This is a genomic window from Streptomyces coeruleorubidus, assembly GCF_008705135.1.
Lineage (GTDB): Bacteria > Actinomycetota > Actinomycetes > Streptomycetales > Streptomycetaceae > Streptomyces > Streptomyces coeruleofuscus.
In genome coordinates, this window is sequence record NZ_CP023694.1 from 2,385,685 (window position 1) to 2,410,875 (window position 25,191).

General features: G+C 70.7%; 21 protein-coding genes. 10 read left to right on the forward strand and 11 right to left on the reverse strand.

Annotation, left to right across the window (positions count from 1 at the left end; translation table 11 throughout):
- Window positions 1-89: 89 nt before the first annotated feature.
- The 8 genes from tpiA to uvrC all read right to left on the reverse strand — a co-directional run bounded on the left by tpiA (window position 90) and on the right by uvrC (window position 11,688).
- Complete coding sequence (gene tpiA, locus CP976_RS11135) at window positions 90-866, reverse strand: triose-phosphate isomerase (RefSeq protein ID WP_059418257.1); 777 nt, start codon at window positions 864-866, stop codon at window positions 90-92.
- Between the two features lie 5 nt (window positions 867-871).
- The gene (locus CP976_RS11140) at window positions 872-2,083 is read right to left on the reverse strand and encodes a phosphoglycerate kinase (protein ID WP_150480205.1); all 1,212 of its coding nucleotides are present in this window, start codon (window positions 2,081-2,083) and stop codon (window positions 872-874) included.
- Window positions 2,084-2,225: 142 nt separating this feature from the next.
- Window positions 2,226-3,233, reverse strand: a complete 1,008-nt coding sequence (gene gap, locus CP976_RS11145) for a type I glyceraldehyde-3-phosphate dehydrogenase (RefSeq protein ID WP_086599366.1) — start codon at window positions 3,231-3,233, stop codon at window positions 2,226-2,228.
- A 243-nt stretch (window positions 3,234-3,476) separates the two neighbouring features.
- On the reverse strand, window positions 3,477-6,431 hold the full coding sequence (locus CP976_RS11150) for a M14 family metallopeptidase (RefSeq protein WP_150480206.1): 2,955 nt from the start codon (window positions 6,429-6,431) through the stop codon (window positions 3,477-3,479).
- A 151-nt stretch (window positions 6,432-6,582) separates the two neighbouring features.
- Complete coding sequence (whiA, locus tag CP976_RS11155) at window positions 6,583-7,572, reverse strand: DNA-binding protein WhiA (RefSeq protein WP_150480207.1); 990 nt, start codon at window positions 7,570-7,572, stop codon at window positions 6,583-6,585.
- Window positions 7,563-8,642, reverse strand: coding sequence for a gluconeogenesis factor YvcK family protein (locus CP976_RS11160; protein WP_150480208.1), 1,080 nt, complete (start codon window positions 8,640-8,642; stop codon window positions 7,563-7,565). The genes whiA and CP976_RS11160 overlap by 10 nt, the downstream gene beginning before the upstream one ends.
- Window positions 8,639-9,598, reverse strand: coding sequence for an RNase adapter RapZ (gene rapZ / locus CP976_RS11165; RefSeq protein WP_150480209.1), 960 nt, complete (start codon window positions 9,596-9,598; stop codon window positions 8,639-8,641). Before rapZ ends, CP976_RS11160 begins: the two co-directional genes overlap by 4 nt.
- Window positions 9,595-11,688 carry an excinuclease ABC subunit UvrC gene (uvrC, locus tag CP976_RS11170; protein ID WP_150480210.1) on the reverse strand — a complete coding sequence of 698 codons (2,094 nt, stop codon included), beginning with the start codon at window positions 11,686-11,688 and terminating at the stop codon, window positions 9,595-9,597. Before uvrC ends, rapZ begins: the two co-directional genes overlap by 4 nt.
- 249 nt (window positions 11,689-11,937) lie before the next feature.
- Here uvrC and CP976_RS42865 point away from each other — a divergent pair, with 249 nt between their 5' ends.
- The 4 genes from CP976_RS42865 (at window position 11,938) to CP976_RS11185 (ending at window position 15,412) form a co-directional block, all read left to right on the forward strand.
- Entirely contained in the window at window positions 11,938-12,099 is a 162-nt protein-coding gene (locus CP976_RS42865) for a hypothetical protein (RefSeq protein ID WP_167537322.1), read from the forward strand.
- 257 nt (window positions 12,100-12,356) lie between these two features.
- Window positions 12,357-13,304 (forward strand): hypothetical protein, encoded by a 948-nt coding sequence (locus tag CP976_RS11175; RefSeq protein ID WP_150480211.1) that lies wholly within the window; start codon window positions 12,357-12,359, stop codon window positions 13,302-13,304.
- A 123-nt stretch (window positions 13,305-13,427) separates the two neighbouring features.
- Window positions 13,428-14,510: a LacI family DNA-binding transcriptional regulator gene (locus CP976_RS11180; RefSeq protein ID WP_150480212.1), complete on the forward strand. Its 1,083-nt coding sequence runs from the start codon at window positions 13,428-13,430 to the stop codon at window positions 14,508-14,510.
- Window positions 14,507-15,412, forward strand: coding sequence for a carbohydrate kinase family protein (locus tag CP976_RS11185; protein WP_150480213.1), 906 nt, complete (start codon window positions 14,507-14,509; stop codon window positions 15,410-15,412). Before CP976_RS11180 ends, CP976_RS11185 begins: the two co-directional genes overlap by 4 nt.
- A gap of 51 nt (window positions 15,413-15,463) precedes the next feature.
- Here the strand turns inward: CP976_RS11185 and CP976_RS11190 are convergent, their stop codons facing one another.
- Window positions 15,464-16,324 (reverse strand): helix-turn-helix domain-containing protein, encoded by an 861-nt coding sequence (locus CP976_RS11190; RefSeq protein WP_150480214.1) that lies wholly within the window; start codon window positions 16,322-16,324, stop codon window positions 15,464-15,466.
- A gap of 101 nt (window positions 16,325-16,425) precedes the next feature.
- On the opposite strand from CP976_RS11190, the gene CP976_RS11195 reads away from it, so the two are divergent.
- On the forward strand, window positions 16,426-16,977 hold the full coding sequence (locus CP976_RS11195; protein WP_150480215.1) for a YceI family protein: 552 nt from the start codon (window positions 16,426-16,428) through the stop codon (window positions 16,975-16,977).
- 80 nt (window positions 16,978-17,057) lie between these two features.
- Here the strand turns inward: CP976_RS11195 and uvrA are convergent, their stop codons facing one another.
- A complete protein-coding gene (uvrA, locus tag CP976_RS11200) occupies window positions 17,058-20,081 on the reverse strand; it encodes an excinuclease ABC subunit UvrA (RefSeq protein ID WP_150480216.1) in 3,024 nt (1,007 codons plus the stop codon).
- A gap of 224 nt (window positions 20,082-20,305) precedes the next feature.
- Here uvrA and CP976_RS11205 point away from each other — a divergent pair, with 224 nt between their 5' ends.
- The 5 genes from CP976_RS11205 to CP976_RS11225 all read left to right on the forward strand — a co-directional run bounded on the left by CP976_RS11205 (window position 20,306) and on the right by CP976_RS11225 (window position 24,651).
- Window positions 20,306-20,995, forward strand: a complete 690-nt coding sequence (locus CP976_RS11205; RefSeq protein WP_150480217.1) for a maleylpyruvate isomerase family mycothiol-dependent enzyme — start codon at window positions 20,306-20,308, stop codon at window positions 20,993-20,995.
- A 35-nt stretch (window positions 20,996-21,030) separates the two neighbouring features.
- Window positions 21,031-21,687, forward strand: a complete 657-nt coding sequence (locus CP976_RS11210) for an MBL fold metallo-hydrolase (RefSeq protein WP_150480218.1) — start codon at window positions 21,031-21,033, stop codon at window positions 21,685-21,687.
- A 437-nt stretch (window positions 21,688-22,124) separates the two neighbouring features.
- Window positions 22,125-23,003, forward strand: a complete 879-nt coding sequence (locus CP976_RS11215) for an ABC transporter substrate-binding protein (RefSeq protein ID WP_150480219.1) — start codon at window positions 22,125-22,127, stop codon at window positions 23,001-23,003.
- A complete protein-coding gene (locus tag CP976_RS11220) occupies window positions 23,000-23,902 on the forward strand; it encodes an amino acid ABC transporter permease (RefSeq protein ID WP_150480220.1) in 903 nt (300 codons plus the stop codon). Before CP976_RS11215 ends, CP976_RS11220 begins: the two co-directional genes overlap by 4 nt.
- On the forward strand, window positions 23,899-24,651 hold the full coding sequence (locus CP976_RS11225) for an amino acid ABC transporter ATP-binding protein (RefSeq protein WP_150480221.1): 753 nt from the start codon (window positions 23,899-23,901) through the stop codon (window positions 24,649-24,651). The genes CP976_RS11220 and CP976_RS11225 overlap by 4 nt, the downstream gene beginning before the upstream one ends.
- A 51-nt stretch (window positions 24,652-24,702) precedes the next feature.
- On the opposite strand, the gene aroQ is transcribed toward CP976_RS11225, so the two are convergent.
- Window positions 24,703-25,176, reverse strand: a complete 474-nt coding sequence (gene aroQ, locus CP976_RS11230; RefSeq protein ID WP_086599349.1) for a type II 3-dehydroquinate dehydratase — start codon at window positions 25,174-25,176, stop codon at window positions 24,703-24,705.
- Between the last annotated feature and the right edge of the window lie 15 nt (window positions 25,177-25,191).

The following is a 25,191-nucleotide window of genomic DNA, read 5'->3' on the forward strand; positions in this document are numbered from 1 at the left end:
ACCAACTTCCTCGGATTCGGATGGACGACGCGGGGCCCAGCACAGTGCTGGACCCCGCAAGGGTACGACGGATCGCGCCTACCGCATACTCACTGGTCGCGGAAGCGCACGATCTTGACGAACTCGTCGGCGTCCAGCGAGGCACCGCCGACCAGGGCGCCGTCGATGTCGGCCTGCGCCATGATCTCGGCGACGTTGCCGGACTTCACGGAGCCGCCGTACTGGATGCGGACCTTGTCGGCCACGTCCTGCGAGTACAGCTCGGCGATCTTGCCGCGGATCGCCGCGCAGACCTCCTGGGCGTCCTCGGCACCGCAGACCTTGCCGGTGCCGATGGCCCAGACCGGCTCGTAGGCGATCACGACGGTCTCGGCCTGCTCGGCGGGGAGGTCCTTCAGACCGCCCTCGACCTGGGCGAGGGTGTGGGAGACGTGGTTGCCCGCCTCGCGGACCTCCAGCTCCTCGCCGACGCACAGGATGGGGGTCAGGCCGTGCTTGTAGGCGGCCTTGACCTTGGCGTTCACCAGCTCGTCGGTCTCGGCGTGGTACTGGCGGCGCTCGCTGTGGCCGATGGCGACGAACGTGCACTTCAGCTTGGCCAGCATGGGGCCGGAGATCTCGCCGGTGAAGGCACCGCCGTCGTGGGCCGAGATGTCCTGGGCGCCGTACTTGATCTTGAGCTTGTCGCCGTCGACCAGGGTCTGCACGGAGCGCAGGTCGGTGAAGGGCGGCAGGACGGCGACCTCGACGGCCTCGTAGTCCTTGTCGGCCAGGGCGAAGGCGAGCTTCTGGACGTGGGCGATGGCCTCGAGGTGGTTGAGGTTCATCTTCCAGTTGCCCGCCATCAGCGGCGTGCGCGTGCTCATAAGGGTCAGTCCTCCAGTGCGGCGAGGCCGGGGAGCGTCTTGCCCTCGAGGTATTCGAGGGAGGCGCCGCCACCGGTCGAGATGTGGCCGAATGCCGTCTCGTCGAAGCCGAGGGTGCGCACGGCGGCGGCGGAGTCGCCGCCGCCGACCACGGTGAAGCCCTTGGATTCGACGAGGGCCTGGGCGACCGCCTTGGTGCCCTCGGCGTAGTCGGGGTGCTCGAAGACGCCCATGGGCCCGTTCCAGAAGACGGTGGCGGCGTCGGCGAGCTTGGACGCGTACAGCTTGCGGGTCTCGGGCCCGATGTCGAGGCCCATCTGGTCGGCCGGGATGGCGTCCGCGGCGACGGTCGTGGGGTGGGCGGGAGCCTTGGTCTTCAGGTCAGGGAACTCGGTCGCGCTCAGGGCGTCGACGGGCACGACCAGCTCGACGCCGGTCTTCTCGGCCCGCTCGACGTACTCCTGGACGGCCGCGATCTGGTCCTCCTGGAGGAGGGAACCGCCGACCTCGTAGCCCTTGGCCTTGAGGAAGGTGTAGGCCATGCCACCGCCGATGAGGATGCGGTCGGCCCTGCCGAGCAGCTGGTCGATGACGGCGAGCTTGTCGGAGACCTTGGCGCCGCCGAGGGCGACGACGTAGGGCCGCTGGAGGTCCTCCGTCAGCTTCTTCAGGACGGCGACCTCCTTGGCGATGAGGTAGCCGGCGGCGTGCGGCAGCCGGGCCGGGAGGTCGTAGACGGAGGCGTGCTTGCGGTGCACGGCCCCGAAGCCGTCACCGATGTAGAGGTCAGCGAGGGCGGCGAGCTGATCGGCGAAGGCGCCGCGCTCGGCGTCGTCCTTGCTGGTCTCACCGGCGTTGAAGCGCAGGTTCTCGACGACCGCGACCTGGCCGTCGGCGAGGGCGGCGACGGTGGACCGGGCGGACTCGCCGACCGTGTCGGTGGCGAACCGTACGTCCGTGCCGAGGAGTTCACCGAGGCGCGTGGCGGCCGGGGCGAGGGAGAAGGCCGGGTCCGGGGCGCCCTTGGGGCGGCCCAGGTGCGAGGCGACGATCACCCGGGCGCCCGCGTCGGCGAGGGCCTTGACCGTGGGCAGCACGGCGCGGATCCGGCCGTCGTCGGTGATGGTCGTACCGTCCAGCGGCACGTTCAGGTCGGCGCGGACGAAGACCCGCTTGCCGGACACCCCTTCGGAGAGGAGTTCGTCGATCGTCTTCATGAGGGGACTCCTGGAAGAGCTCGTGATCGCTCGAAAGCGCTCGTGATCGAACAGCTCTGATCTGTACGTGAGTCAGGGCTCGGACAGCGCATTCTCGCGCTGCCCGAGCCCTGTTCTCACATGGACGTGCCTGCTCCGTGGATCAGAGCTGGTTGCCGACGAAGACCGTCAGGTCGACGAGGCGGTTGGAGTAGCCCCACTCGTTGTCGTACCAGCCGATGACCTTCACGTTCTTGCCCTCCTGGACCATGGTCAGGGAGGAGTCGAAGGTGCAGGACGCCGGGGCGTTGACGATGTCGGACGAGACGATCGCGTCCTCGGTGTACTCGAGGATGCCCTTCAGCTCGCCCTCGGCGGCCTTCTGGAAGGCGGCGTTGACCTCTTCCTTCGTGACCTCGCGGCTCAGCTCGATGACCAGGTCGGTGACCGAACCGGTCGGGACCGGGACGCGCATGGCCATGCCGTCCAGCTTGCCCTTGAGCTGCGGGAGGACCAGCGCGGTGGCCTTGGCGGCACCCGTGGTGGTCGGGATGATGTTCTCGGCGGCGGCACGGGCGCGGCGCAGGTCCTTGTGCGGGAAGTCCAGGATGCGCTGGTCGTTCGTGTACGCGTGCACCGTCGTCATCAGGCCCTTGACGATGCCGAAGTTCTCGTCGAGGACCTTGGCCATCGGCGCCACGCAGTTGGTGGTGCAGGAGGCGTTGGAGATGACGTGGTGGTTCGCCGGGTCGTACGTGTCCTGGTTGACGCCCATCACGATGGTGACGTCCTCGTCCTTGGCCGGGGCCGAGATGAGGACCTTCTTGGCGCCGCCGGCGATGTGCTTCTCGGCGTCGGCCTTCTTGGTGAAGATGCCGGTCGACTCGATGACGATGTCGACGCCCAGCTCGCCCCAGGGGATGTCGGCGGGGTTGCGCTCGGCGAGGACCTTGATGGTCTTGTCGCCGACGGTGATGGTGTCCTCGGTGTGCGAGACCTCCTGCTTGAGGCGGCCGAGGATGGTGTCGTACTTCAGCAGGTGAGCGGTGGTCGCGGTGTCACCCAGGTCGTTGACAGCCACGATCTCGATGTCTGCACCCTGCTCCAGCAGCGCGCGGAAGTAGTTACGACCGATGCGGCCGAAGCCGTTGATGCCTACGCGGATCGTCACGAACCGATCTCCTCGTTGGTACGCCGGCCATGAAGAGCCGGCGAGCTCTGTTTGGGATGTCCCCGACCGCCTACGACCCTACCTCCCTGAGGCTGCGGTGGTGACATCCAGATGCCCCATACACGGCAGGGCGGTCCGTACCGGCCAGTAGGGGTACGGACCGCCCGCCACCGAGAGCGGGATCACTCGATTTCGCTACTCGGTGTGGTGCCAGTTGACGGAGAGTTCCCAGCTCCCGTGGGGTCACACGTCGAGGGAGGCGAGTGCCTTTCTCATCAGTGCCGCCCGGTCGGCCGCGGTGGCGACGTGCTCCAGGCCGAAGCCCAGCAGCACGGTGTCGTCCGTGGTGACCGCTCCGTATGTCTGGAACAGGGCTCCGGTGCGGGTCCAGTCCTTCAGGACGGCCGGGCTGCCCGCGGGCGGTCCGGCCGTCTTCCAGGCGCCGAGCGAGGTCTCGAAGCCCTCGGTCTCCTTCGCCGTGCCGCCGACGACGAGCGACGCGTCGTCGGCGAGCACGCCGCGCCCGCCGGTGCCCGGGTCGGTGACATAGCTGATCGAGACCTCGACCGTCTTGCCGGCGTACGCGCTCAGGTCGAATTCCACCTGCTGCCATCCGCCGGAGGTGCCGGTGAGGCTGTTCCACGACCCGGTGCTGCCGGTCGCGGTGCAGCCGTCGTCCGACAGGGTCAGGTAGCGCTTCAGCCAGGGGTGCTCACGGACGTAGAAGCCGCCGCCGCACTCGGCCGGGACGGTGGCCTTGGTGGCGCCCCCCTTCTCGGGCAGGGTCGTCCAGTCGTCGGCGCCCGTGGTGTGGGCCTCGACGAGGACGTTGTCGTAGCCGGGCTCGGTGTCCCACATCAGCTGGGTGCGCAGGGTGGGCTTGTCGGCCGCGGCGACACCGGTGAGGTCCACGGTGCGGGTGAGGCGCTTGTAGGCGTCGTCGGTGTGGACGGCGGCCGCCATCGAGGAGCCCGCGTACGGGCCGTACGGGTTGACCGCGCCGGCGAACTGTCCGGCGCCCTTGCTCGCGAACTGCGGGAACTCGTCGGCGGGCAGTTCGTCCGAGGTGACGCCGTACCGGCCCGCCTTGTCCAGGGGGTTGCCGGGCGCCGCCGTGAGGGGGCCCGTGAAGCCGCCCAGCTCGCCGGAGCCGGTGAAGCCGGTGGCTCCGGCGGCCGAGGTACGGCTGTAGGCGCCCAGGTAGTACTGACTGAAGTCGTCCGACAGGGTGCCGCCGCCGAGGTCGACGCTGCCGCCGGCCTGCTCGCCGGCCTCGATCAGCCTGCCGCCCTCGTTGAGGTAGGCGCGCAGCTGGAGCTGGGTGGCGTTGCCGGGGACACTCGCGCCCGTGTAGTGGACGACGGTGTCGAAGTGGCTCAGCACGCCCAGTGCGTCCGGCGCGCCGCGCTCGGCGACGTCCCAGACGAGCGCCTTGCGGCCGTTGGCCTTGAGGGCGTCCACGTACTTCTGTGCCTGCGTGGCGGTCGCGCCCTCCTCGGCGACGACGAGGGTGTTCGCCCTGGGCCGTTCGGCGACGGTGTAGGTGAAGCGCTCACTGGAGACCTTCTTGCCGTTCCTCGTCTCCGCGGTGAACCACACCTCGACCTTGTCGCCGGGATCGCCGTCCTTGACCTTCGCCCGGTACTCGTCGAAGTAGAGGTTGTCCTCACCGCCGTAGGTCTCGCCGCCCTTCCAGGGCTTGAGCGCCATGTCCTCGGTGCGGCCGCCGTTGACGCGGTACTTCAGTTCCTTGTCGCGCAGCGACTTGCGTGCGACGACGGAGACCTCCTGGTCGGCGCCGCGGGAGTACGACACCGGGAACGCGGCCGGGGTGAAGTCGGCGGCGCGCAGTCCGACCGACGAGGACGGCCGGTCGGGGTGGGAGGCGGACTCGGCGACGGAGAGCGCGAACGGGACGTTCTTGGCGAACTCCTGCTGGATCAGCTTCTCGTCGTCCGGGAAGGTGAAGATCGACCGGCAGTCGGACGCCTTCCACTCGTCGTTCGGGTCGGCGTTGGAGGCCGACTGACAGGTCGACATCTCCGGGGTGAACATCGCCAGGCCGTTGACGTTCGCCGCGTGGCCGTCGGCCTCGCCGTTGGTGGTGTACAGCTCGGAGGAGACCTGCGGGTGGTAGCCGGGGATCGCGGGGTTCTCGGGCGTACCGGCGAGCGCTTCGTACACGACGTCGTCGGGGGTGTGCGTAGCCACCTGCCAGCCGACTCCGTAGAGGATCAGTTCGGCGGCGGAGTGGTAGTTGATGCCGTACGTGAAGCCGATCCGCTTCTGGAAGGCGTCCAGCGCCTGGGTCTCCGGTTCGGAGTTCGGGCCCGCGCCGCGGTAGGTCTCGCTGGTGGGGTTGGGGGACGAGCCCTCGTTGTCGTAGCCCCACTTGTAGGCGAAGTTGCGGTTGAGGTCGACGCCGTCGCCGGTGCCGATGACGCCGTCGCCGTTGACGTCCCGCAGGTTCTTGCGCCACAGGCGGTTGTCGTCACCGGCGTGGGTGTGGTCGTAGCCGTCGGGGTTGGCGGAGATGACGAACCACAGTTCGGTGGAGTCGACGATCTTCTTGACGCGCCGGTCCTTCTTGTAGTTGTCCAGGTAGTGGTGCATCAGGCGCCGGGTCATCTCCGGCGTGATCCACTCTCGGGCGTGCTGGTTGGACAGGTAGAGGACGGAAGGCTTGGAGCCGTCCTTCGTCTTCTTCGCGCCCTTGGTGAGCTTCAGCGCGAGGATGTCCTGGCCCTTGACCGTCTTGCCGATGGAGACGACCTTGGTCAGGCCGGGGTTGTCCTGCGCGGCCTCGAGGATCTCCTCCTTGATGCCGCCCTTGCCGCTGTACGGGCGGAACACGCCCTCGGCGGCGTTCCCGACGCGGGCCTTCGCCCTGCGGGAGAGGTCGTGCTCGGTGAGGTCGACGCCCTGCTGCTCCAGCTTCTTCGCCTGCTGGTCGGTCAGGATGACCTCGACGGTGGCGGTGCCCTTCTCCGGCACCTGCTCGCTGAGTTCGTGGCCGTCCTGGCCGGCCGCGAGCAGCAGGGGTACCTGCTCGTGGGTGACGTCGGCGCGGAAGACCTTGACTTCGTCCGGGTCGGACGGGGGTGAACTGTCCGGTTGTGCCTGGGCGATGGGTGCGATGCTCGCTCCGCCGATCAGGAGCGTGCCGACAGCGAGGATCGATCTCGCTCTTCGTCTCATGAACCCCCCTAGCGTGGGTTCGCCACAGCAGCGAACAGATGCCAGGCTCATGACAGTCCATGATCGAGTCAAGAGTGCCCCAACGACACGCGAAAGCCGGTGCCGACCACCCAAGTGGACTCCGGCACCGGCTTCTTGACGGACTGTGTGATCAGCCTACGAGATTGTCGGCCAGCTCCTCGGAGAGGTTGGCGTCCGTGCCCGGGATACCCAGGTCGGAGGCGCGCTTGTCGGCCATGGCCAGCAGGCGGCGGATCCGGCCGGCGACGGCGTCCTTGGTCAGCGGCGGGTCGGCGAGCGCGCCCAGCTCCTCCAGCGATGCCTGCTTGTGCTCCATGCGCAGCCGGCCGGCCGCGGCGAGGTGCTCGGGCACGTCCTCGCCGAGGATCTCCAGGGCGCGCTGGACCCGGGCACCGGCGGCGACCGCCGCACGGGCCGAGCGGCGCAGGTTGGCGTCGTCGAAGTTGGCGAGCCGGTTCGCCGTGGCCCGCACCTCGCGGCGCATCCTGCGCTCCTCCCAGGCCAGCACCGACTCGTGGGCGCCCAGGCGGGTGAGCAGGGCGCCGATCGCGTCGCCGTCGCGGACGACGACCCGGTCCACGCCGCGCACCTCGCGGGCCTTGGCGGCGATCGACAGGCGGCGGGCGGCGCCGACCAGGGCGAGCGCCGCCTCGGGGCCCGGGCAGGTCACCTCCAGGGAGGAGGAGCGGCCGGGCTCGGTGAGCGAGCCGTGCGCCAGGAAGGCGCCCCGCCAGGCGGCCTCGGCGTCGCAGGTGGCCCCCGAGACCACCTGCGGGGGCAGGCCGCGGATCGGGCGGCCCCGCCCGTCGACCAGGCCGGTCTGGCGGGCCAGCTGGTCACCGCCCGCGACGACGCGCACCACGTAGCGCGAGCCGCGGCGCAGTCCGCCCGGTGCCATCACGATCAGCTCCGAGCTGTGGCCGAAGATCTCCAGGATGTCCCGCTTGAGGCGGCGGGCCGCCATCGCCGTGTCCAGCTCCGCCTCGATCACGATCCGACCGCTCACCAGGTGAAGGCCGCCGGCGAACCGCAGAATGGCGGAGACCTCCGCCTTTCTGCAGCAGGTCCGGGTGACGGGGAGCCGGGAGATCTCGTCCTTCACCGCTGCCGTCATCGCCATGGGCCGATCCTTCCATGCATCCGAAAAATACGGTCGTACGCGGCGGCCAACAGCTCCGGGTCATGCCTCGGGGTCCCGTCGGGCCGGGCCACCGGCGCCAGCTCGACCGCGGCCCCGAACCGTTTGGCGGCATCGGTCAGGGAGGCGCGGTCGGGCACGGCGGCCTCGTCGGCCAGCACCACGTCCAGGGCGAGTTTAGGGGCGTGTCGTCCCAAAACCTCCAAATGACGCTGCGGGGAGAAGCCCTCGGTTTCTCCGGGCTGCGGGGCGAGGTTCAGGGAGAGTACCCGGCGGGCCTTGGTCTGCGTCAGCGCGTCCAGCAGGTCGGGCACCAGCAGGTGCGGGATGACCGAGGAGAACCAGGAGCCGGGGCCGAGCACCACCCAGTCCGCGTCCAGGACGGCCTCGACCGCCTCGGGCACGGCCGGCGGGTCGTGCGGCACGACGTGGACGGACTGCACCTCGCCCGGGGTGAGGGCGACGGTGGCCTGGCCGCGGACCGTGTCCACCTCGTCCGGGCGCGCCGGGTCGTGGCCTTTGACCAGGGCCTGGAGCTCCAGCGGGACGGCGGACATGGGCAGCACGCGCCCCTGCGCGCCGAGCAGCCGCCCGACCAGGTCGAGGGCCTGGACGTGGTCGCCGAGCTGTTCCCACAGGGCGACGATCAGCAGATTGCCGACCGCGTGTTCGTGCAGGTCACCCTTGGACTGGAAGCGGTGCTGGATGACGCGCGCCCAGGTCTGGCCCCAGTCGTCGTCACCGCACAGCGCGGCCAGTGCCTTGCGCAGGTCGCCGGGCGGCAGCACGCCCAGTTCGTCGCGCAGCCGACCGCTGGAGCCGCCGTCGTCGGCCACGGTGACGACGGCGGTGAGGTCGCCGGTGATCCGGCGCAGCGCGGCGAGCGAGGCGGACAGGCCCATGCCGCCGCCGAGGGCGACGACCTTGGGCTGGGTGCCCCGGCGGCGGGGTCTGCCGCCGCGGGCCTCGGCGGGCCGGCCGCCCCTTCCGTCGGTGCTGCCGTCGGGCACCACCCGGCGCAGCCGGCTCAGCCGCGGAGTACGTCGTGTCATTCGCGTCCCATGTCCCGGTGTACGACCACCGTCTCCACACCCTCGGCGGCGAGCCGGGCGGCGAGCTTCTCCGACATGGCGACCGAGCGGTGCTTGCCGCCCGTGCAGCCCACGGCGATGGTCACGTAGCGCTTGCCCTCACGGCGGTAGCCGGTGGCGACGAGCTGGAGGAGCTCCGTGTAGCGGTCGAGGAACTCCTTGGCGCCGGGCTGGTTGAAGACGTACCCGGACACCTCCTCGTTGAGGCCCGTGTACGGGCGCAGCTCCGGGACCCAGTGCGGGTTCGGCAGGAAGCGGCAGTCGACGACCAGGTCGGCGTCGACCGGCAGGCCGTACTTGTAGCCGAAGGACATGACCGTGGCCCGCAGCTCCGGCTCCTCCTCGCCGGCGAACTGGGCGTCCATCTTGGCGCGCAGCTCGTGCACGTTGAGGCTGGAGGTGTCGATCACCAGGTCGGCGTCGCCGCGCAGCTCGCGCAAAAGCTCTCGCTCGGCGGCGATGCCGTCGACGATCCGCCCGTCGCCCTGGAGGGGGTGCGGGCGGCGCACCGACTCGAAGCGGCGCACCAGGGCATCGTCGGAGGACTCCAGGAAGACGATCCTCCGGGTGACGTTCTTCGCCTCCAGGTCGGCCAGCGACTCGCGGAGGTTGTCGAAGAAGCGGCGGCCGCGGACGTCGACGACGACGGCGATCCGGGCCACGTTGCCCTGGGAGCGGGCGCCGAGCTCCACCATGGTGGGGATCAGCGCGGGCGGCAGGTTGTCGACGACGAACCAGCCGAGGTCCTCCAGACACTTCGCGGCCGTCGAGCGGCCCGCCCCGGACATGCCGGAGATGATCACCAGCTCGGGGATGGCCGCGTCCGGGACTGCGGCCTTGTCGTTGGGCGTGCCCGTACTCACCTGTGCTCCGTCTCCGGCTTGCTCTTCTTGCCCGTCGTGCTCGTTCACATTCATGTCTCCTGCCCCCGTCGTTCGTCCGGGGCGCCCGTCCGCACGGGCTCCCCTCCGGTACCCATGGTGCCCGGTTCCTCTTCCATGATCTCTCCAGTCGCCGTGTTGACGGCGGGTGCGGCCGGGGCCGCCTGGGCGAGGGCCGCCGCGATCGTCTCGGCGGTCTTTCGGCCTATGCCGGGAACCTCGCAGATCTGGTCGATGGTGGCGGATCGCAGTCTCTTCAACGAACCGAAGTGCTTCAGGAGTGCCTGCTTGCGCGTGTCCCCGAGCCCCGGGACGTCGTCCAGCGGGCTGGACCGGAAGCGCTTGGACCGCTTGGTGCGCTGGTAGGTGATCGCGAAGCGGTGGGCCTCGTCACGGACCCGCTGGAGCAGGTACAGGCCCTCGCTGGTGCGGGGCAGGACCACCGGGTCGTCGTCGCCGGGCAGCCAGACCTCCTCAAGGCGCTTGGCGAGGCCGCACACGGCGATGTCGTCGATCCCGAGGTCGTCCAGGGCCCGCCGGGCGGCGGCGACCTGCGGGGCGCCGCCGTCGACGACCACGAGCTGCGGCGGGTAGGCGAACTTCTTGGGTCGGCCGTCGTCCTCGGTGAGGGTGTTCGGGGCGCCGGCGAGGTCCGGGCCGGCGAGGGTGCCTTCGCGGTCCTGGGCGTCCTGGCCGTCCTCACCGTCGGTCCACTCGCCCGTCTTCTCCTTCTCGGCGAGGTAGCGGCGGAAGCGGCGGGTGATCACCTCGTGCATGGAGCGGACGTCGTCCTGTCCGGCGAAGCCCTTGATCTGGAAGCGCCGGTACTCGCTCTTGCGGGCCAGGCCGTCCTCGAAGACGACCATGGAGGCCACCACGTCGTCGCCCTGGAGGTGGGAGATGTCGTAGCACTCGATCCGCAGCGGGGCGCTGTCCAGGTCGAGCGCGTCGGCGATCTCCTCCAGGGCGCGCGAGCGCGTGGTCAGGTCGGAGGCGCGCTTGGTCTTGTGCAGGACGAGCGCCTGCTGGGCGTTGCGCTGCACCGTCTCCATGAGGGCCTTCTTGTCCCCGCGCTGCGGGATGCGCAGGGAGACGCCCGAGCCGCGCCGCCCGGTGAGCCACTCCTGGACGGGCTCCACCGGGTCGGGCAGGGCGGGGACCAGGACCTCCTTGGGGACGGCGTCGCCCGTCTCCTCGCCGTACAGCTGCTGGAGGGCGTGCTCCACGAGGGCGCCGGTGGTGATCTCCTCCACCTTGTCGGTGACCCAGCCGCGCTGGCCGCGCACGCGTCCGCCGCGCACGTGGAAGATCTGGACGGCCGCCTCCAGTTCGTCCTCGGCGACCGCGATCAGATCGGCGTCGGTCGCGTCGGCGAGCACGACCGCGTTCTTCTCCATGGCCTTCTTCAGGGCCCCGATGTCGTCGCGCAGCCGGGCCGCCCGCTCGTACTCCATCTCCTCGGCCGCCTCGCCCATCTGCTTCTCCAGGCGGCGGATGTACGTGTTCGTACGGCCGGTCATGAAGTCACAGAACTCGTCCGCCAGTTCGCGGTGCTCCTCGGCGGAGACCCGGTCCACGCAAGGAGCCGAACACTTCTCGATGTAGCCGAGGAGGCAGGGGCGGCCTGTGCGGGCGGCGTTCTTGAAGACGCCGGCCGAGCAGGTGCGCACGGGGAAGACGCGCAGCAGGAGGTCGACGGTGTCGCGGATCGCCCACGCGTGCGCGTACGGCCCGAAGTAGCGGACGCCCTTCTTCTTGTGACCGCGCATCACCTGCACGCGCGGGAACTCCTCGTTCATCGTGACCGCGAGGTACGGGTAGCTCTTGTCGTCGCGGTACTTGACGTTGAACCGGGGGTCGTACTCCTTGATCCACGAGTACTCCAGCTGGAGCGCCTCCACCTCCGTGGACACCACCGTCCATTCCACGGACGCGGCCGTGGTGACCATGGAGCGGGTACGCGGGTGGAGGCCCGCCAGGTCCTGGAAGTAGTTCGCCAGGCGCTGGCGCAGGCTTTTCGCCTTTCCGACGTAGATCACCCGGCGGTGCTCGTCGCGGAACCTGTAGACCCCCGGCGAGTCGGGGATCTCACCCGGTTTGGGGCGGTAGCTGGAGGGGTCGGCCATGTCTCACACCCTACTGGCGAGCACCGACAGTCCGGCGGGGCGGCGGGGCACGATCAGGCTCCGGCGGCGGGCGATTTCCCGTGGCATGTCCCGCACCGGGGTTACGGCAGGCCGGTAGCGGGAATGCAGGCTTCCCATGGAGACACGGCGACGTCCGGCGGATGGAGGCCGTGTGGGTGCAGACACACGTTGTCAGGCGGACCGGCCGCTCCCGGAGCGGAACGGGCCACGGGTCGGAGGGCTGCGCAGATGAAGCGGATGCGGATCGAGAAGAGCCGGCGGGCCGTCCGAGCCCGCCGGTACGCGGACGAGCCGTTCGCGCTGCGCGACGCGCTGGACCCCCGCGACCCCGACATAGTGCGGGCCAAGCGCCTGGCCCTCGAGGAGCCGGGCCGAGGCGAACGCTCCTAGAAGCTCACCCTCTGTCGCGAACGCCCGGGGCGCGCGCCCCGGGCGTTCGCATGTCCGGACCGGCCCGGCCGGGAGTACGTCACTGTCCGGCATCAGGTGTTGTCGGGACCAGGTCAACACGCTTCAATGCGGGGGAACTCGGGGCCCTGAACGACGGCGTACGGATGTGAAGACCTCCCCTGCGCCGGCGGGACGGTCCCGGGCGGCCCGCGCGCACGGTCTGACCAGCCGTCGCCGACTCACAGAGAGGCCCCTGCATGCCGCACGCCCCACAGCACGCGGACGTCGCCACCGCGGAACTGGACTCGGTTCTGCGAGGCGGCCCCTTCCACGTCGCCCTGCGTGCCGCGATAGCCGCCCGCGGGCTGCCGCTGCAACGCGTGCAGCACCACCTCTCCCGCCACGGGGTGAAGGTCGGCGTGACCAGCCTGAGTTACTGGCAGCAGGGAGCCAGGCGCCCGCAGCGCCCCGAGTCGCTGCGGGCCGTGCGCGCGCTGGAGGAGATCCTGGAGCTTCCCGAGGAGTCGCTGATCCGGCTGCTCGCCGAATCCGGCGACGGCACGTCCGGGCAGCGGTCCGCGGCCCGCTCCTACCGCTCCCTCGTCGAGGCCTCCGGGGTCCTGGACCAGCTGCTGGCCGAACTGGGCTGCCCGCCGGACGGCGGTCTGCACACTCTCGGGCACCACGAGCGGCTGCGGATAGGAGCCCGGCGCGAGCTGGCCGAGCGGGAGTCGCACCACATCGTGCGCGCCCACCGGGACGGTGTCGACCGGTTCGTGGCCGTCCACCACGGCGACCGGGGGGCCGTACCGGAGCGCATGAGGGTGCACGCGCTGGAGAACTGCCGTACGGGACGCGTCCGTTGGCACGGCGACACGGGACTGCTCGCGGCCGAGCTGCTCTTCGACACCCGGCTGCGGGCCGGCGACACGTTCCTCTTCCGCTTCGGCGTCGAGGACGGCACGGCGGGTGTGTCGCACGAGTACCTCCGCGGCTTCGACTCCCCCGGCGGCCAGTACGCGCTCCAGGTGTGCTTCGACGCGGCGGCCCTGCCCCTGCGCTGCCACCGTTTCGCCCAGCACTCGGCGGTGGCCCCGCGCACCGGCTGCCAGGACCTGGCACTGAGCGGACGGCACCGGTCGGTGCACCTGGTCGAGCCACGGGTGCGCACCGGGTTCCTGGGGATCGGCTGGGACTGGGAGTAGCGCGCCTCACCTGTGCCCGCCGCACGTGCTCCTGGCGGTGATCAGACGTAAACGCTTGCGCAAGCGTTTACGTCCGGCGTCGGATGCGATACGTTCCCCGCCGGAAGAGGAGGAGGGAGCGCCATGGCGACCATGGCCGACGTCGCGCGGAGCGCCGGTGTCTCCGTGGCGACCGTCTCGCACGTCCTGAACGGCACCCGGCCGGTGCTGCCGCACACCCGCCAGGCGGTTCTGGACGCCGTGGAGGAGCTGGGCTACACCACGAACACGCTGGCTCGTTCCCTGGTGACCGCCCGCACCCGGTCCATCGGGCTGGCGGTGTCGGCGATCAGCAACCCGTACTTCACGGAGATCCTCCAGGGCGTCGAGGCCGGCGCCCTGGAGCACGGCTACAGCCTCCTGATCGCCGACCCGCACGACGACCCGGAGCACGAACGCAAGGTCGTCCGGCTGCTGCACGAACGCCGGGTGGACGGCATGATCGTCGCGCCCTCCGCGGATCCGCGCGGACTGCTCGCCTACCTGGGGCGGCACGAAGTGCCGGCCGTGTTCCTCGACCGGCTGGTCGACGTGCCGGACGGCGGACCGCGCTTCGACCAGGTCTGCGCCGACAACGCCGAACCGATGTCCCGGCTGGTCGCCCATCTCGCCGGTCTCGGCCATCGCCGGATCGGGCTGGTGGCGGGACGGCCGGGGCTCAGCACCACGAGCGAGCGGATCACCGGCTACCGGACCGGCCTCGCGTTCGCGGGGCTGCCGTACGACGAACGGCTCCTGGTGCACGGCGACTCGGAGTCGGCCGGCGCCGAACAGGCCACCGCCGCCCTGCTGTCCCTCGCCGTGCCGCCCACCGCGCTGGTCACCGGCAACAACGCGATGACCATCGGGGCGCTGCGGGCCCTGCGCGCTCACGGCCTGTCCGTGCCCGGCGACATCGCGCTGTGCTGCTTCGACGACTTCGCCTGGGCGGACCTGTTCTCGCCCCGGCTCACCGCCGTCGCGCAGCCCAGCAGGGACATCGGCGCCCGGGCCGTACGCGTGCTCCTGGAGCGTCTCGCCGAGCCGGACCGGCCCGCCCGGACCGTGCGGCTCCCCTGCACCTTCGTCCACCGCACGTCGTGCGGCTGCCCCGAGGAGCCGGGGCGGTCCGTGCGGCTTGAGCAGCCTGAGCAGCCCGCGCAGTCCGAGAGAGGAACCGTCGCATGATCGTCGTCGCCGGTGAGGCACTGATCGACCTGGTACCGCGGGGCACGGGTGCCCTGGCGGCACTCCAGCCGGCGCTCGGCGGCGGCCCGTACAACACGGCGGTGGCGCTGGGCCGTCTCGGCTCGCCCGCCGCCTTCTGTTCCCGGGTGTCGTACGACGCCTTCGGGGAGGCCCTGCTGGACCGGCTGCGGGAGACCGGGGTGGACGTGTCGTCGGTGCAGCGCGGCGCCGAGCCCACGACCCTCGCCGTCGCCACGGTCGGCGCGGACGGCTCGGCGGCGTACTCCTTCTACGTCGACGGGACGGCGGACCGGCTGTTCACGGCGCCCTCAGCGCTGCCGCCCGGCACCCGGGCCGTCTCCTTCGGGACCTGCTCGCTGGTGCTGGAGCCGGGGGCGAGCGCCTACGAGGAGCTGATGCGTGCGGCGGCCGCGCAGGGCGTGTTCACCGCGCTGGACCCGAACATCAGGGCCGGGCTGATCCCGGACGCGGACGCCTACCGGGCGCGGTTCAAGAGCTGGCTGCCGTCGGTGTCGCTGCTGAAGCTGTCCGAGGAGGACGCCCAGTGGCTCGGCGGCACGCCCCAGGAGTGGCTGGCCGCCGGCCCCGCGGCGGTCGTGATCACCCGGGGCGGCGACGGGCTGACCGCCTTCACCGCCGGCGGCGAGTACGCGGTGCCGGGCGAGCGGGTGGAGGTCGTGGACACGATCGGCGCGGGCGACACGGTGAACGCGGCGCTGCTGCACGGGCTCGCGGCGCGCGACGCGCTCAGCGCGCAGGCGCTGGCCGCTCTGGGGCCGGAAGGCTGGGCGGGGCTGCTGGGCTTCGCGGCCCGTGCGGCGGCGGTCACCTGCTCCCGGGCCGGTGCCGAACCGCCGTACGCGCACGAGCTGGAGGGCTGACGCCTCCCGCGACCAGGGCGGACGACGTGGACCGCGTCCCGGGCGCGTCGCTCAGCCGGCCGCCACGGCCCGCAGCGCCCCGGGACGACGGCCGTTGAGGCGGTCCAGGGCGGTGGCCGTGGCCTCGTCCGCGGGCAGGTGGACGATCACGCGCTGGCCTTCGTCGGGCAGTGCCAACGTCTCGTGGAGCAGTCGCAGCGATCCCGCCTCGGGGTGCTCGATGTGCTGGGAGCCCGTCCGCCGCGGTGCCGCGGCCAGGTCGGCGAACCGGTCGGCGAAGTCCGCCCCGGCCGTCACCGTCAGCTCGTCGGCCAGCTCGGCGAGGTGCGGGTCCCGCAAGGGGACGCCGTGCCGGAGCCGGGCGACGAGGTCGTCGGCCACCCGGTCCCAGTCGCGGTAGGCGCTGCGGGCCCGCTCGTCGGTGAACAGGTACCGCAGCAGGTTGGGGCGCTCGTCGTCGAGCAGGCCGAGGGGGCCGGCCAGGCGTTCGTAACCGGCCGTGTGGGCGAGGACGTCGCCGATCCAGTTGACCACCAGCGCGGGAGCCGGCTCCAGGTGGTCCAGCACGGCCCGTACGGTGGGGCGCGCCGTGTGGCTGAGCGACGGGGCCGCCGCGCAGACCAGCGGGTCGCCGCCGTTGGCCTCCTTGGTGAGGCGGCGCAGCAGCATCCGGTCGGCGAGGGAGAGGTTGAGGGCGTCGGCGAGGGCGCCGAGCACCTGGGCCGAGGGGTTGCGGTCACGTCCCTGTTCCAGCCGGGTGAGGTACTCGACGCTGATGCCCGCGAGGGTGGCCAGCTCGGCGCGCCGCAGGCCCGGGGTGCGGCGCCGGGGGCCGGCGGGCAAGCCCGCCTCGGCCGGGGTGACGGCTTCGCGCCAGGTGCGCAGGAACGTGCCCAACTCGTTGTCGCTCACCCGCCGAACGTACAGCGCCCGCGGGCGCGGAGGGTGGCCCCGTCACTACTAGGCTCGGGCCGGTCTCCCTCAGGGCGCGCGCAGCCTTCAGGGTGGAGGGCATGACGAATGACACCGCCACCACCGCCCTGCCGCTGGCCCCGGGGCACTGGGCCCTCGATCCGTTCCACTCCTCCGTGGGCTTCACCGTCCGTCACCTGGGCATCGCCAAGGTGCGGGGGCGCTTCGAGCGGTTGGAGGCCGAACTGTTCGTCGGGGAGCGCGTCGAGGACGTGCGGGTCTCCGCGACCGTCGACCTGGCCTCGATCGACACCGGCAACGCCGACCGGGACGCGCATGTACGCGCCTCCGACCTGCTCGACGTCGAGAAGCGCCCGACGATGACGTACCGCTCGACCCGTGTGTCGGGTGCGGGTGAGGACTGGACGATGGAGGGCGAGCTGACCATCGGCGAGGTGACCCGTCCGGTGACGCTCGCCGTGGAGTTCGGCGGGCTGGTCGATGTGCCCATGGACGGCAGCCGGCATGCCGGCTTCGAGGCGACGGGCGAGATCCGGCGCAGCGAGTTCGGGCTCGACTTCGCCCCCGGGCTGCTCGGGGAAGTGGTGAAGATCCAGCTCGACATGCAGTTCGTGGAGCCGAAGAACGCCTGACCGCACAACGACGCGCCGTGGCCCACAGGAAGCTCCTGTGGGCCACGGCGCGTCGGCGTAAGCCGTCAGCCCTCGGCCGGTCAGCCCTTGGTCGTCCGCGTCGTCTTCTTCGCGGCGGCCTTCGTGGACTTCGCGGCTGTCTTCTTGGCCGCGGTGCTGTTGACCGTCCCGGTGGCGGCCCTGGTCGCCCTGGTCTGCGCCGGGACCGTCTTCTTCGCCGCCGTCCTGCGCGGGGGCTTCACCGAGGACGCGTCGCTGATCCGGTCGGCGCCGAGGACCTCGCGCAGGAACTTGCCGGTGTGGCTGGCCGGGACGGCGGCAACCTCCTCGGGCGTGCCCTCGGCGACGACCAGGCCGCCGCCGGCGCCGCCTTCGGGGCCCATGTCGACGACCCAGTCGGCGGTCTTGATCACGTCGAGGTTGTGCTCGATGACGATGACCGTGTTGCCCTTGTCGACGAGGCCGGACAGGACCGTCAGCAGCTTGCTGATGTCCTCGAAGTGCAGACCGGTGGTCGGCTCGTCCAGGACGTAGACCGTGCGGCCGGTGGAGCGGCGCTGGAGCTCGCTGGCGAGCTTGACGCGCTGGGCCTCACCGCCGGACAGGGTGGTCGCGGACTGGCCGAGCCGGACGTAGCCGAGGCCGACATCCTTGAGGGTCTTCATGTGGCGGGAGATCGCGGGGACCGCCTCGAAGAACTCCGTGGCCTCCTCGATCGGCATGTTCAGGACGTCGGCGATGGACTTGCCCTTGTAGTGGACCTCCAGGGTCTCCCGGTTGTACCGGGCGCCGTGGCAGACCTCGCACGGGACGTAGACGTCCGGGAGGAAGTTCATCTCGATCTTGATGGTGCCGTCGCCCGAGCAGTTCTCGCAGCGGCCGCCCTTGACGTTGAAGGAGAAGCGGCCCGGCATGTAGCCGCGGACCTTCGCCTCGGTGGTCTCGGCGAACAGCTTGCGGATGTGGTCGAAGACGCCGGTGTACGTGGCCGGGTTGGAGCGCGGGGTGCGGCCGATGGGCGACTGGTCGACGTGCACGACCTTGTCGACGAGGTCGTCGCCGTCCACGCGCGTGTGCCGCCCGGGTACGTTCCTCGCGCCGTTCAGCTCGCGGGCCAGGTGGGTGTACAGGATGTCGTTGACCAGGGTCGACTTGCCGGAGCCGGACACGCCGGTGACGGCGGTGAACACGCCCAGCGGGAACGAGACGTCGATGTCCTGGAGGTTGTTCTCCCGGGCGCCGTGCACCGTGAGCTGCCGGGACGGGTCGATCGGGCGCCGGATGCCGGGCAGCGGGATGGCCTTCTTGCCGGACAGGTACTGGCCGGTCTGCGACTCGTCGTTGGCGAGCAGCTCCTTCAGGGAGCCGCTGTGCACGACCTTGCCGCCGTGCTCACCGGCGCCGGGGCCGATGTCGACGACCCAGTCGGCGGTCTTGATGGTGTCCTCGTCGTGCTCGACGACGATGAGCGTGTTGCCCATGTCGCGCAGCCGGACCAGGGTCTCGATCAGCCGGTGGTTGTCGCGCTGGTGCAGGCCGATGGACGGCTCGTCGAGCACGTACAGCACGCCGACGAGGCCGGAGCCGATCTGGGTGGCCAGGCGGATGCGCTGGGCCTCGCCGCCGGACAGCGTGCCGGCCGCGCGGTTCAGGGAGAGGTAGTCCAGACCGACGTCGACGAGGAACCGCAGCCGCTCGTTGACCTCCTTCAGGACGCGCTCGGCGATCTTCTTGTCGCGGGCGCTGAGCTTCAGCTCCCTCAGGAAGTCCGCGCAGTCGCTGATCGACATCGCGGAGACCTCCGCGATGGACTTGTCCATGATCGTGACCGCGAGGACGATCGGCTTCAGGCGTGTGCCCTCGCAGGTCGGGCAGGGCACCTCGCGCATGTAGCCCTCGAAGCGCTCACGGCTGGCGTCGCTCTCGGCCTCGCTGTGCCGGCGCTTGACGAACGGCACGGCGCCCTCGAAGGCCGTGGTGTACCGGCGCTCGCGCCCGTAGCGGTTGCGGTAGCGGACCTCGACCTGGGTCTTGTGGCCGTGGAGGAGGGCCTTCTTGGCGCGCTGCGGGAGGCCCCCGAAGGGGATGTCCGTCCGGAAGCCCAGGGCGTCGGCGAGTGCGCCGATCAGGCGGCCGAAGTAGTCCTTGGTGTGGCCGTGCGACCAGGGGTGGATGGCACCCTCGTCGAGGCTCTTGTCCGGGTCCGGGACGATGAGCTCCGCGTCGACCTCCATGCGCGTGCCGATGCCGGAGCAGTCCGGGCAGGCGCCGAAGGGCGAGTTGAAGGAGAAGGAGCGGGGCTCCAGCTCCTCGAAGGACAGGTCGTCGTACGCGCAGTACAGGTGTTCCGAGTACATGCGCTCGCGCTCGGGGTCGTCCTCGGGGAGGTCGACGAAGTCGAGCACGACCATGCCGCCGGACAGGCCGAGGGCGGTCTCGACGGAGTCGGTGAGACGGCGCTTGGCGCCTTCCTTGACCGTGAGGCGGTCGACGACCACCTCGATGGTGTGCTTCTCCTGCTTCTTCAGCGTGGGCGGGTTCGACAGCTGGATGGTCTCGCCGTCCACCCGCGCGCGGGAGTAGCCCTTGGTCTGGAGGTCGGCGAAGAGGTCGACGAACTCGCCCTTGCGCTCGCGCACCAGCGGCGACAGCACCTGGAAGCGGCTGCCCTCCGGCAGCTCCAGGACCTTGTCGACGATGGCCTGCGGCGACTGGCGCGAGATCGGGCGGCCGCACTCGGGGCAGTGCGGCTTGCCGATGCGCGCGAAGAGCAGACGCAGGTAGTCGTAGACCTCGGTGATGGTGCCGACCGTGGAGCGCGGGTTGCGCGAGGTCGACTTCTGGTCGATGGAGACGGCCGGGGACAGGCCCTCGATGAAGTCGACGTCCGGCTTGTCCATCTGGCCGAGGAACTGCCGGGCGTACGAGGAGAGCGACTCCACGTAGCGCCGCTGTCCCTCGGCGAAGATGGTGTCGAAGGCCAGCGAGGACTTGCCCGACCCCGACAGGCCCGTGAAGACGATGAGCGAGTCGCGCGGGAGGTCGAGCGAGACGTTCTTGAGATTGTGCTCGCGCGCTCCACGAACGATGAGACGGTCGGCCACGCCGGTCCGCACCTTTCTTGAGAGAAGTGACAGGGGCGGGGCCCCCGTGCTTTCTCAGACTAGAGGGAGCCACTGACAACGCCCGGTCGGATTCACGGGTTGCCAACAAACCCCGGCTTTCCAGCATGCCCGATGTCACGACCGACCATATAGCACGTGCTTTCGATTACCGGTACTGGTTCACCACCTTCACCCGAAGGTGTGGCGGGATTAGGGTCAGCACCATGATTGATCACGGTCATGACCTGGCATGTGTACATGCCGCTACAGAACGGCTGCTCATCGCAGTCGGCAAACTGGACAACGCCTCTGTGACGCAGCCGTCACGGCTTCCCGGCTGGACAAGGGGCCACGTGCTGGCCCACCTCGCCCGCAACGCCGACGCCCTCGTGAACGTCCTCGAGGGCCGGCCCATGTACGTCTCCGGCGAGGCCCGGGACGCCGACATCGAGCAGGACGCCCCGCGCCCCGTCGACGTCCAGCTCGCCGACCTGCGCGAGAGCGCGGCCCGCTTCCAGGAGACCGGGGCCGCTCCCGCCGACTGGTCGCGCACGGTGGAGCTGCGCAACGGGGTCACGGACTCCGCGTCGCGGGTGCCGTTCCGGCGGTGGGTGGAGGTGGAGCTGCACCACGTGGACCTCGGGATCGGGTACGAGCTGGAGGATCTGCCGGCGGAGTTCACCGAGCGGGAGATCGCCTTCCTGGCCGACCGGTTCGCCGGCCGTCCCGACGTACCGCCCACGCGTCTCACGGACGGCACGCGCGCGTGGAGCACGGGACGGGAGACGGACGCCGGGCCCGAGGCGACCGTCACCGGTTCCCCGGCGGACCTGCTGGGCTGGCTCGCCGGCCGCCGTACCGGAGCCGGGCTGACGGTGGACGGCGGCCCGCTTCCGGCGCTGCCCCCGCTGTAGGGTCCGGGCCACTGCCCCGCTATAGGCTGGCGGACATGACGTACAGCGGACAGGTGACGGTCGGCGGACCTGCCGACGTGCACGAACTCAAGGACCTGATGATCACCAAGATCGCGGTCGGTCCGATGAACAACAACGCCTATCTGCTGCGCTGCCGGGCCACGGACGAGCAGTTGCTGATCGACGCCGCGAACGAGGCGCAGACACTGCTCGGCATGATCGGTGACGACGGCATCGCGTCCGTCGTCACGACCCACCAGCACGGCGATCACTGGCAGGCCCTCGCCGAGGTCGTGGCGGCCACCGGCGCCCGCACATACGCGGGCCGGGACGACGCCGACGGCATCCCGGTGCGGACCGACGTGCTGGTCGACGACGGCGACACCATCCGGGTGGGGCGCGTGGAGCTCACCGCGCGCCACCTGGTCGGGCACACGCCCGGTTCGATCGCCCTCGTCTACGACGACCCGCATGGGCATCCCCATGTGTTCACCGGGGACTGCCTCTTCCCCGGCGGTGTGGGCAACACCCACAAGGACCCCAAGGCGTTCGCCAGCCTCATCCACGATGTGGAGACCAAGATCTTCGACGTCCTCCCGGACGAGACGTGGGTCTACCCCGGGCACGGGAACGACACGTCACTGGGTGCGGAGCGCCCGCATCTGCCGGAGTGGCACGCGCGCGGATGGTGACGGGCCGCGCGGGGCGCACGCATGTGTCCGCGCGGGGCGCACGCATGTGTCCGCGCGGGGCGCACACGTGTGTCCGCGCGGGGCGCACACGTGTGTCCGCGCGGGGCGCACACGTGTGTCCGCGCGGGGCGCACACGTGTGGAGCCGTGGGCCGCGCACGCACCCCGTGTGAATCGTTCGCACACGCCGGTGTCGTACGTACGCTCCCCCTACATGTAGTTGCGTAGTCAACTGGTAGAAGCCCCGCGCAGGATGACGGCTCCTGGGCGGATGGGCCGCCGGCCTGTCGATCCCCGCCCTCGGCCGGCGGCCCCGGCGACCGCCCAACTCGGCAAGCGCCAGGGAGTGTTCACAAGAACGCAACACCCGCTCCCACGATGTGAGCACGTTCCGTCGTGACCTCGACAAACGGGACCGGCTGCTGCCAATCTCGCGCCATGCATCCTGCCCCGCGTGCCCTGCACCGCGCTGCCGCCGCCGTCACCGTCGCCCTGCTCGCCGCCGCCGTCGGCTGTGCGCCGCAGCCGGAGGAGCCCGCGGCCGGCGCGTCCTCGGCCGGAAAGACCTGCGAGAAGGGCAAGTTGGCCACCCGGACCGGGGGCAAGCTGACGATCGCCACCGACGAACCCGCCTACGAGCCGTGGTTCAAGGACGACGACCCCGCCAGCGGCAAGGGCTTCGAGTCGGCGGTCGCGTACGCCGTCGCCGGGCAACTCGGCTACGGCAAGGACAAGGTCGTCTGGCAGACCGTCCCGTTCAACAAGGCCTTCGCGCCCGGCGAGAAGACGTTCGACTTCGACATCAACCAGGTGTCCGTCAGCGACGAGCGCAAGAAGGCCGTGGACTTCTCGGCCGGCTACTACGACGTGCGCCAGGCCGTCGTCGCCCTTAAGGGCTCCAAGGCGGCCAAGGCGAAGAGCGTCGCGGACCTGAAGGACCTGAAGCTGGGCGCACAGGTCGGCACCACCAGCCTCGACTACATCGACGACGTGGTGCGGCCCACGCGGGCGGCCGCCGTGTTCGCCAAGAACGACCAGGCCAAGTCAGCGCTGAAGAACGGCCAGGTCGACGCCATCGTCGTGGACCTGCCGACCGCCTTCTACATCACCGGTGCCGAGGTCACGGACGCGACGATCGTCGGCCAGTTCGAAAACCGGGGCGGTACGCCGGAACAGTTCGGTCTCGTCCTCGACAAGGGCAGCGCGCTCACCTCCTGCGTCTCACGGGCCGTGGACGCGCTGCGCGAGGACGGCACGCTGGCGAGGATCGAGAAGCAGTGGCTGTCGGACGCCGTCGACGCTCCGGTGCTCAAGTGACGGTGAACAAGGAGGAGCCCGCGGTGGGCTCCGGCGAGCACGACGCGCGGGACGGTTACGTGCCGTCGCAGCGGCGTCTGGACCGTGAGCGCTACAAGCGCGCCCGCGCTCGGCGCGCCACGGCGATCGGCGCGCTCTCGACCCTCGTCACCGGAGCCGTCCTCTATCTGGTCGTGGTCAACGCCCCGGGCTGGCCGCGCACCAAGGAGACCTTCTTCGACTGGGGGTACGCGCGCGAGGCGCTCCCGAAGGTCCTCGAAGGCCTGTGGCTGAACGTCCGGCTGCTGCTGGTGTGCGGGGCCGCGGTGCTCGTCCTCGGCATGCTGATCGCCGTGGCCCGTACGCTGCGCGGCCCGGTGTTCTTCCCCCTGCGCGTTCTGGCCGCCGCGTACACCGACTTCTTCCGGGGCCTGCCACTCATCATCAACCTGATGATCGTGGTCCTCGGCGTCCCGGCACTGCGGCTCCAGGGCGTGACCGTCGACCCGGTAGTCCTCGGCGGCACCGCGCTCACCCTGACGTACTCGGCGTACGTCGCCGAGGTGTTCCGGGCCGGCATCGAGTCCGTGCACCCCTCGCAGCGCGCCGCGGCCCGATCGCTCGGGCTCAGCAACCGGCAGGCGCTGCGGTACGTGGTACTGCCCCAGGCGGTGCGCCGCCAGGTGCCGCCGCTGCTGAACGACCTGGTGTCGCTCCAGAAGGACACCGGGCTGGTCTCGATCGGCGGTGCGGTGGACGCCGTACGGGCCGCCGACATCATCGTGGGCCGCAGCCTCAACTACACGCCGTACATCGTCGCGGGTCTGGTCTTCGTCGCGCTGACCATTCCCATGACCCGCTTCACGGACTGGGTGACGGCACGGATGGACCGACGGCGGGCCCAGGGAGGAATCACATGAGCGACGCGCCCGTGCTGCGCATGGAGTCCGTCCGCAAGACCTTCGGCGGTTCGGTGGTGCTGCGGGACATCGACCTGGAGGTCGCCCCGCACACGGTCACCGCGCTGATCGGCGCCTCCGGCTCCGGCAAGTCCACGCTGCTGCGGTGCGCGAACCTGCTGGAGGAGATCGACGACGGGGCGATCTGGCTGGACGACGAGGAGATCACCGACCCACGCGTCGACCAGGACGCCGTACGCCGCAGGATCGGCGTGGTCTTCCAGGCCTACAACCTCTTCCCGCACCTGACGGTCCTGGAGAACATCACGCTCGCGCCGCGCCGCGTGCACGGTGTGCCGCGTGCCGAGGCCGAGGCACGCGCGCGTGAACTGCTGGAGCGGCTCGGGCTCGGGGGGAAGGCGGGCGAGTACCCGGACCGGTTGAGCGGCGGCCAGCAGCAGCGGGCGGCGATCGTCCGTGCCCTGGCCGTACGGCCCCGGCTGCTGCTGCTCGACGAGATCACCGCCGCCCTCGACCCCGAGCTGGTGGGCGAGGTCCTCACCGTCGTCCGCGATCTGAAGGACGAGGGCATGACCATGGTGCTGGCCACGCACGAGATGGCCTTCGCGCGGGAGGTCGCCGACCAGGTGTGTTTCCTGGAGGGCGGCGTGGTGCTGGAACGCGGCACCGCGGAGCAGGTCTTCGGGGAACCACGGCAGGAGCGCACGCGGCGCTTCCTGCGGCGGATCATGGAGGCGGGGCGGTTGTAGTCGTGGAGACGGGACAATTGTGATCGTTGAGCAGGACGGTCGCAGAAGACCTCAGGCGTCCGCGTGCCCCGCCCCGGCCAGCGCCGCGACCCGCTCCACGCCGAACACGTACCCCTGCACCCCGCAGCCCGCGATGACCCCGTCGGCACGCAGCGAGACGTAGGAGTGGTGCCGGAACGACTCACGCTTGTGGATGTTGGAGATGTGGACCTCCAACACCGGCATGCCGTCGCAGGTGTTGAGGGCGTCCAGGATGGCGACGGAGGTGTGCGAGTAGGCCCCCGGATTGATCACGATGCCGCAGTGGTTCAGCCGCGCCTCGTGGATCCAGTCCACGAGCTCGCCCTCGTGGTTGGACTGGCGGAAGTCGACCGTGCCGCCGTGCGCGGCCGCCGCCTTGGCGCACAGGGCCTCGACGTCGGCGAGGGTGTCGGAGCCGTAGATCTCCGGCTGCCGCTGGCCGAGCAGGTTCAGGTTGGGGCCGTTGAGGATCATGATCGGGGCGTTGGCCAGGGTGCGGGGCACGGTTCCTCCGGTCCG

Coding starts and splice junctions, on each gene's coding strand:
- rapZ (WP_150480209.1), bottom strand. CDS start 9,598: ATGAATGTGAACGAGCACGACGGGCAAGAAGAGCAAGCCGGAGACGGA.
- CP976_RS11160 (WP_150480208.1), bottom strand. CDS start 8,642: ATGACACGACGTACTCCGCGGCTGAGCCGGCTGCGCCGGGTGGTGCCC.
- CP976_RS11150 (WP_150480206.1), bottom strand. CDS start 6,431: ATGAGACGAAGAGCGAGATCGATCCTCGCTGTCGGCACGCTCCTGATC.
- CP976_RS11205 (WP_150480217.1), top strand. CDS start 20,306: ATGATTGATCACGGTCATGACCTGGCATGTGTACATGCCGCTACAGAA.
- tpiA (WP_059418257.1), bottom strand. CDS start 866: ATGAGCACGCGCACGCCGCTGATGGCGGGCAACTGGAAGATGAACCTC.
- uvrC (WP_150480210.1), bottom strand. CDS start 11,688: ATGGCCGACCCCTCCAGCTACCGCCCCAAACCGGGTGAGATCCCCGAC.
- CP976_RS11175 (WP_150480211.1), top strand. CDS start 12,357: ATGCCGCACGCCCCACAGCACGCGGACGTCGCCACCGCGGAACTGGAC.
- CP976_RS11210 (WP_150480218.1), top strand. CDS start 21,031: ATGACGTACAGCGGACAGGTGACGGTCGGCGGACCTGCCGACGTGCAC.
- CP976_RS42865 (WP_167537322.1), top strand. CDS start 11,938: ATGAAGCGGATGCGGATCGAGAAGAGCCGGCGGGCCGTCCGAGCCCGC.
- CP976_RS11195 (WP_150480215.1), top strand. CDS start 16,426: ATGACGAATGACACCGCCACCACCGCCCTGCCGCTGGCCCCGGGGCAC.
- CP976_RS11215 (WP_150480219.1), top strand. CDS start 22,125: ATGCATCCTGCCCCGCGTGCCCTGCACCGCGCTGCCGCCGCCGTCACC.
- CP976_RS11225 (WP_150480221.1), top strand. CDS start 23,899: ATGAGCGACGCGCCCGTGCTGCGCATGGAGTCCGTCCGCAAGACCTTC.
- CP976_RS11180 (WP_150480212.1), top strand. CDS start 13,428: ATGGCGACCATGGCCGACGTCGCGCGGAGCGCCGGTGTCTCCGTGGCG.
- CP976_RS11140 (WP_150480205.1), bottom strand. CDS start 2,083: ATGAAGACGATCGACGAACTCCTCTCCGAAGGGGTGTCCGGCAAGCGG.
- whiA (WP_150480207.1), bottom strand. CDS start 7,572: ATGGCGATGACGGCAGCGGTGAAGGACGAGATCTCCCGGCTCCCCGTC.
- CP976_RS11185 (WP_150480213.1), top strand. CDS start 14,507: ATGATCGTCGTCGCCGGTGAGGCACTGATCGACCTGGTACCGCGGGGC.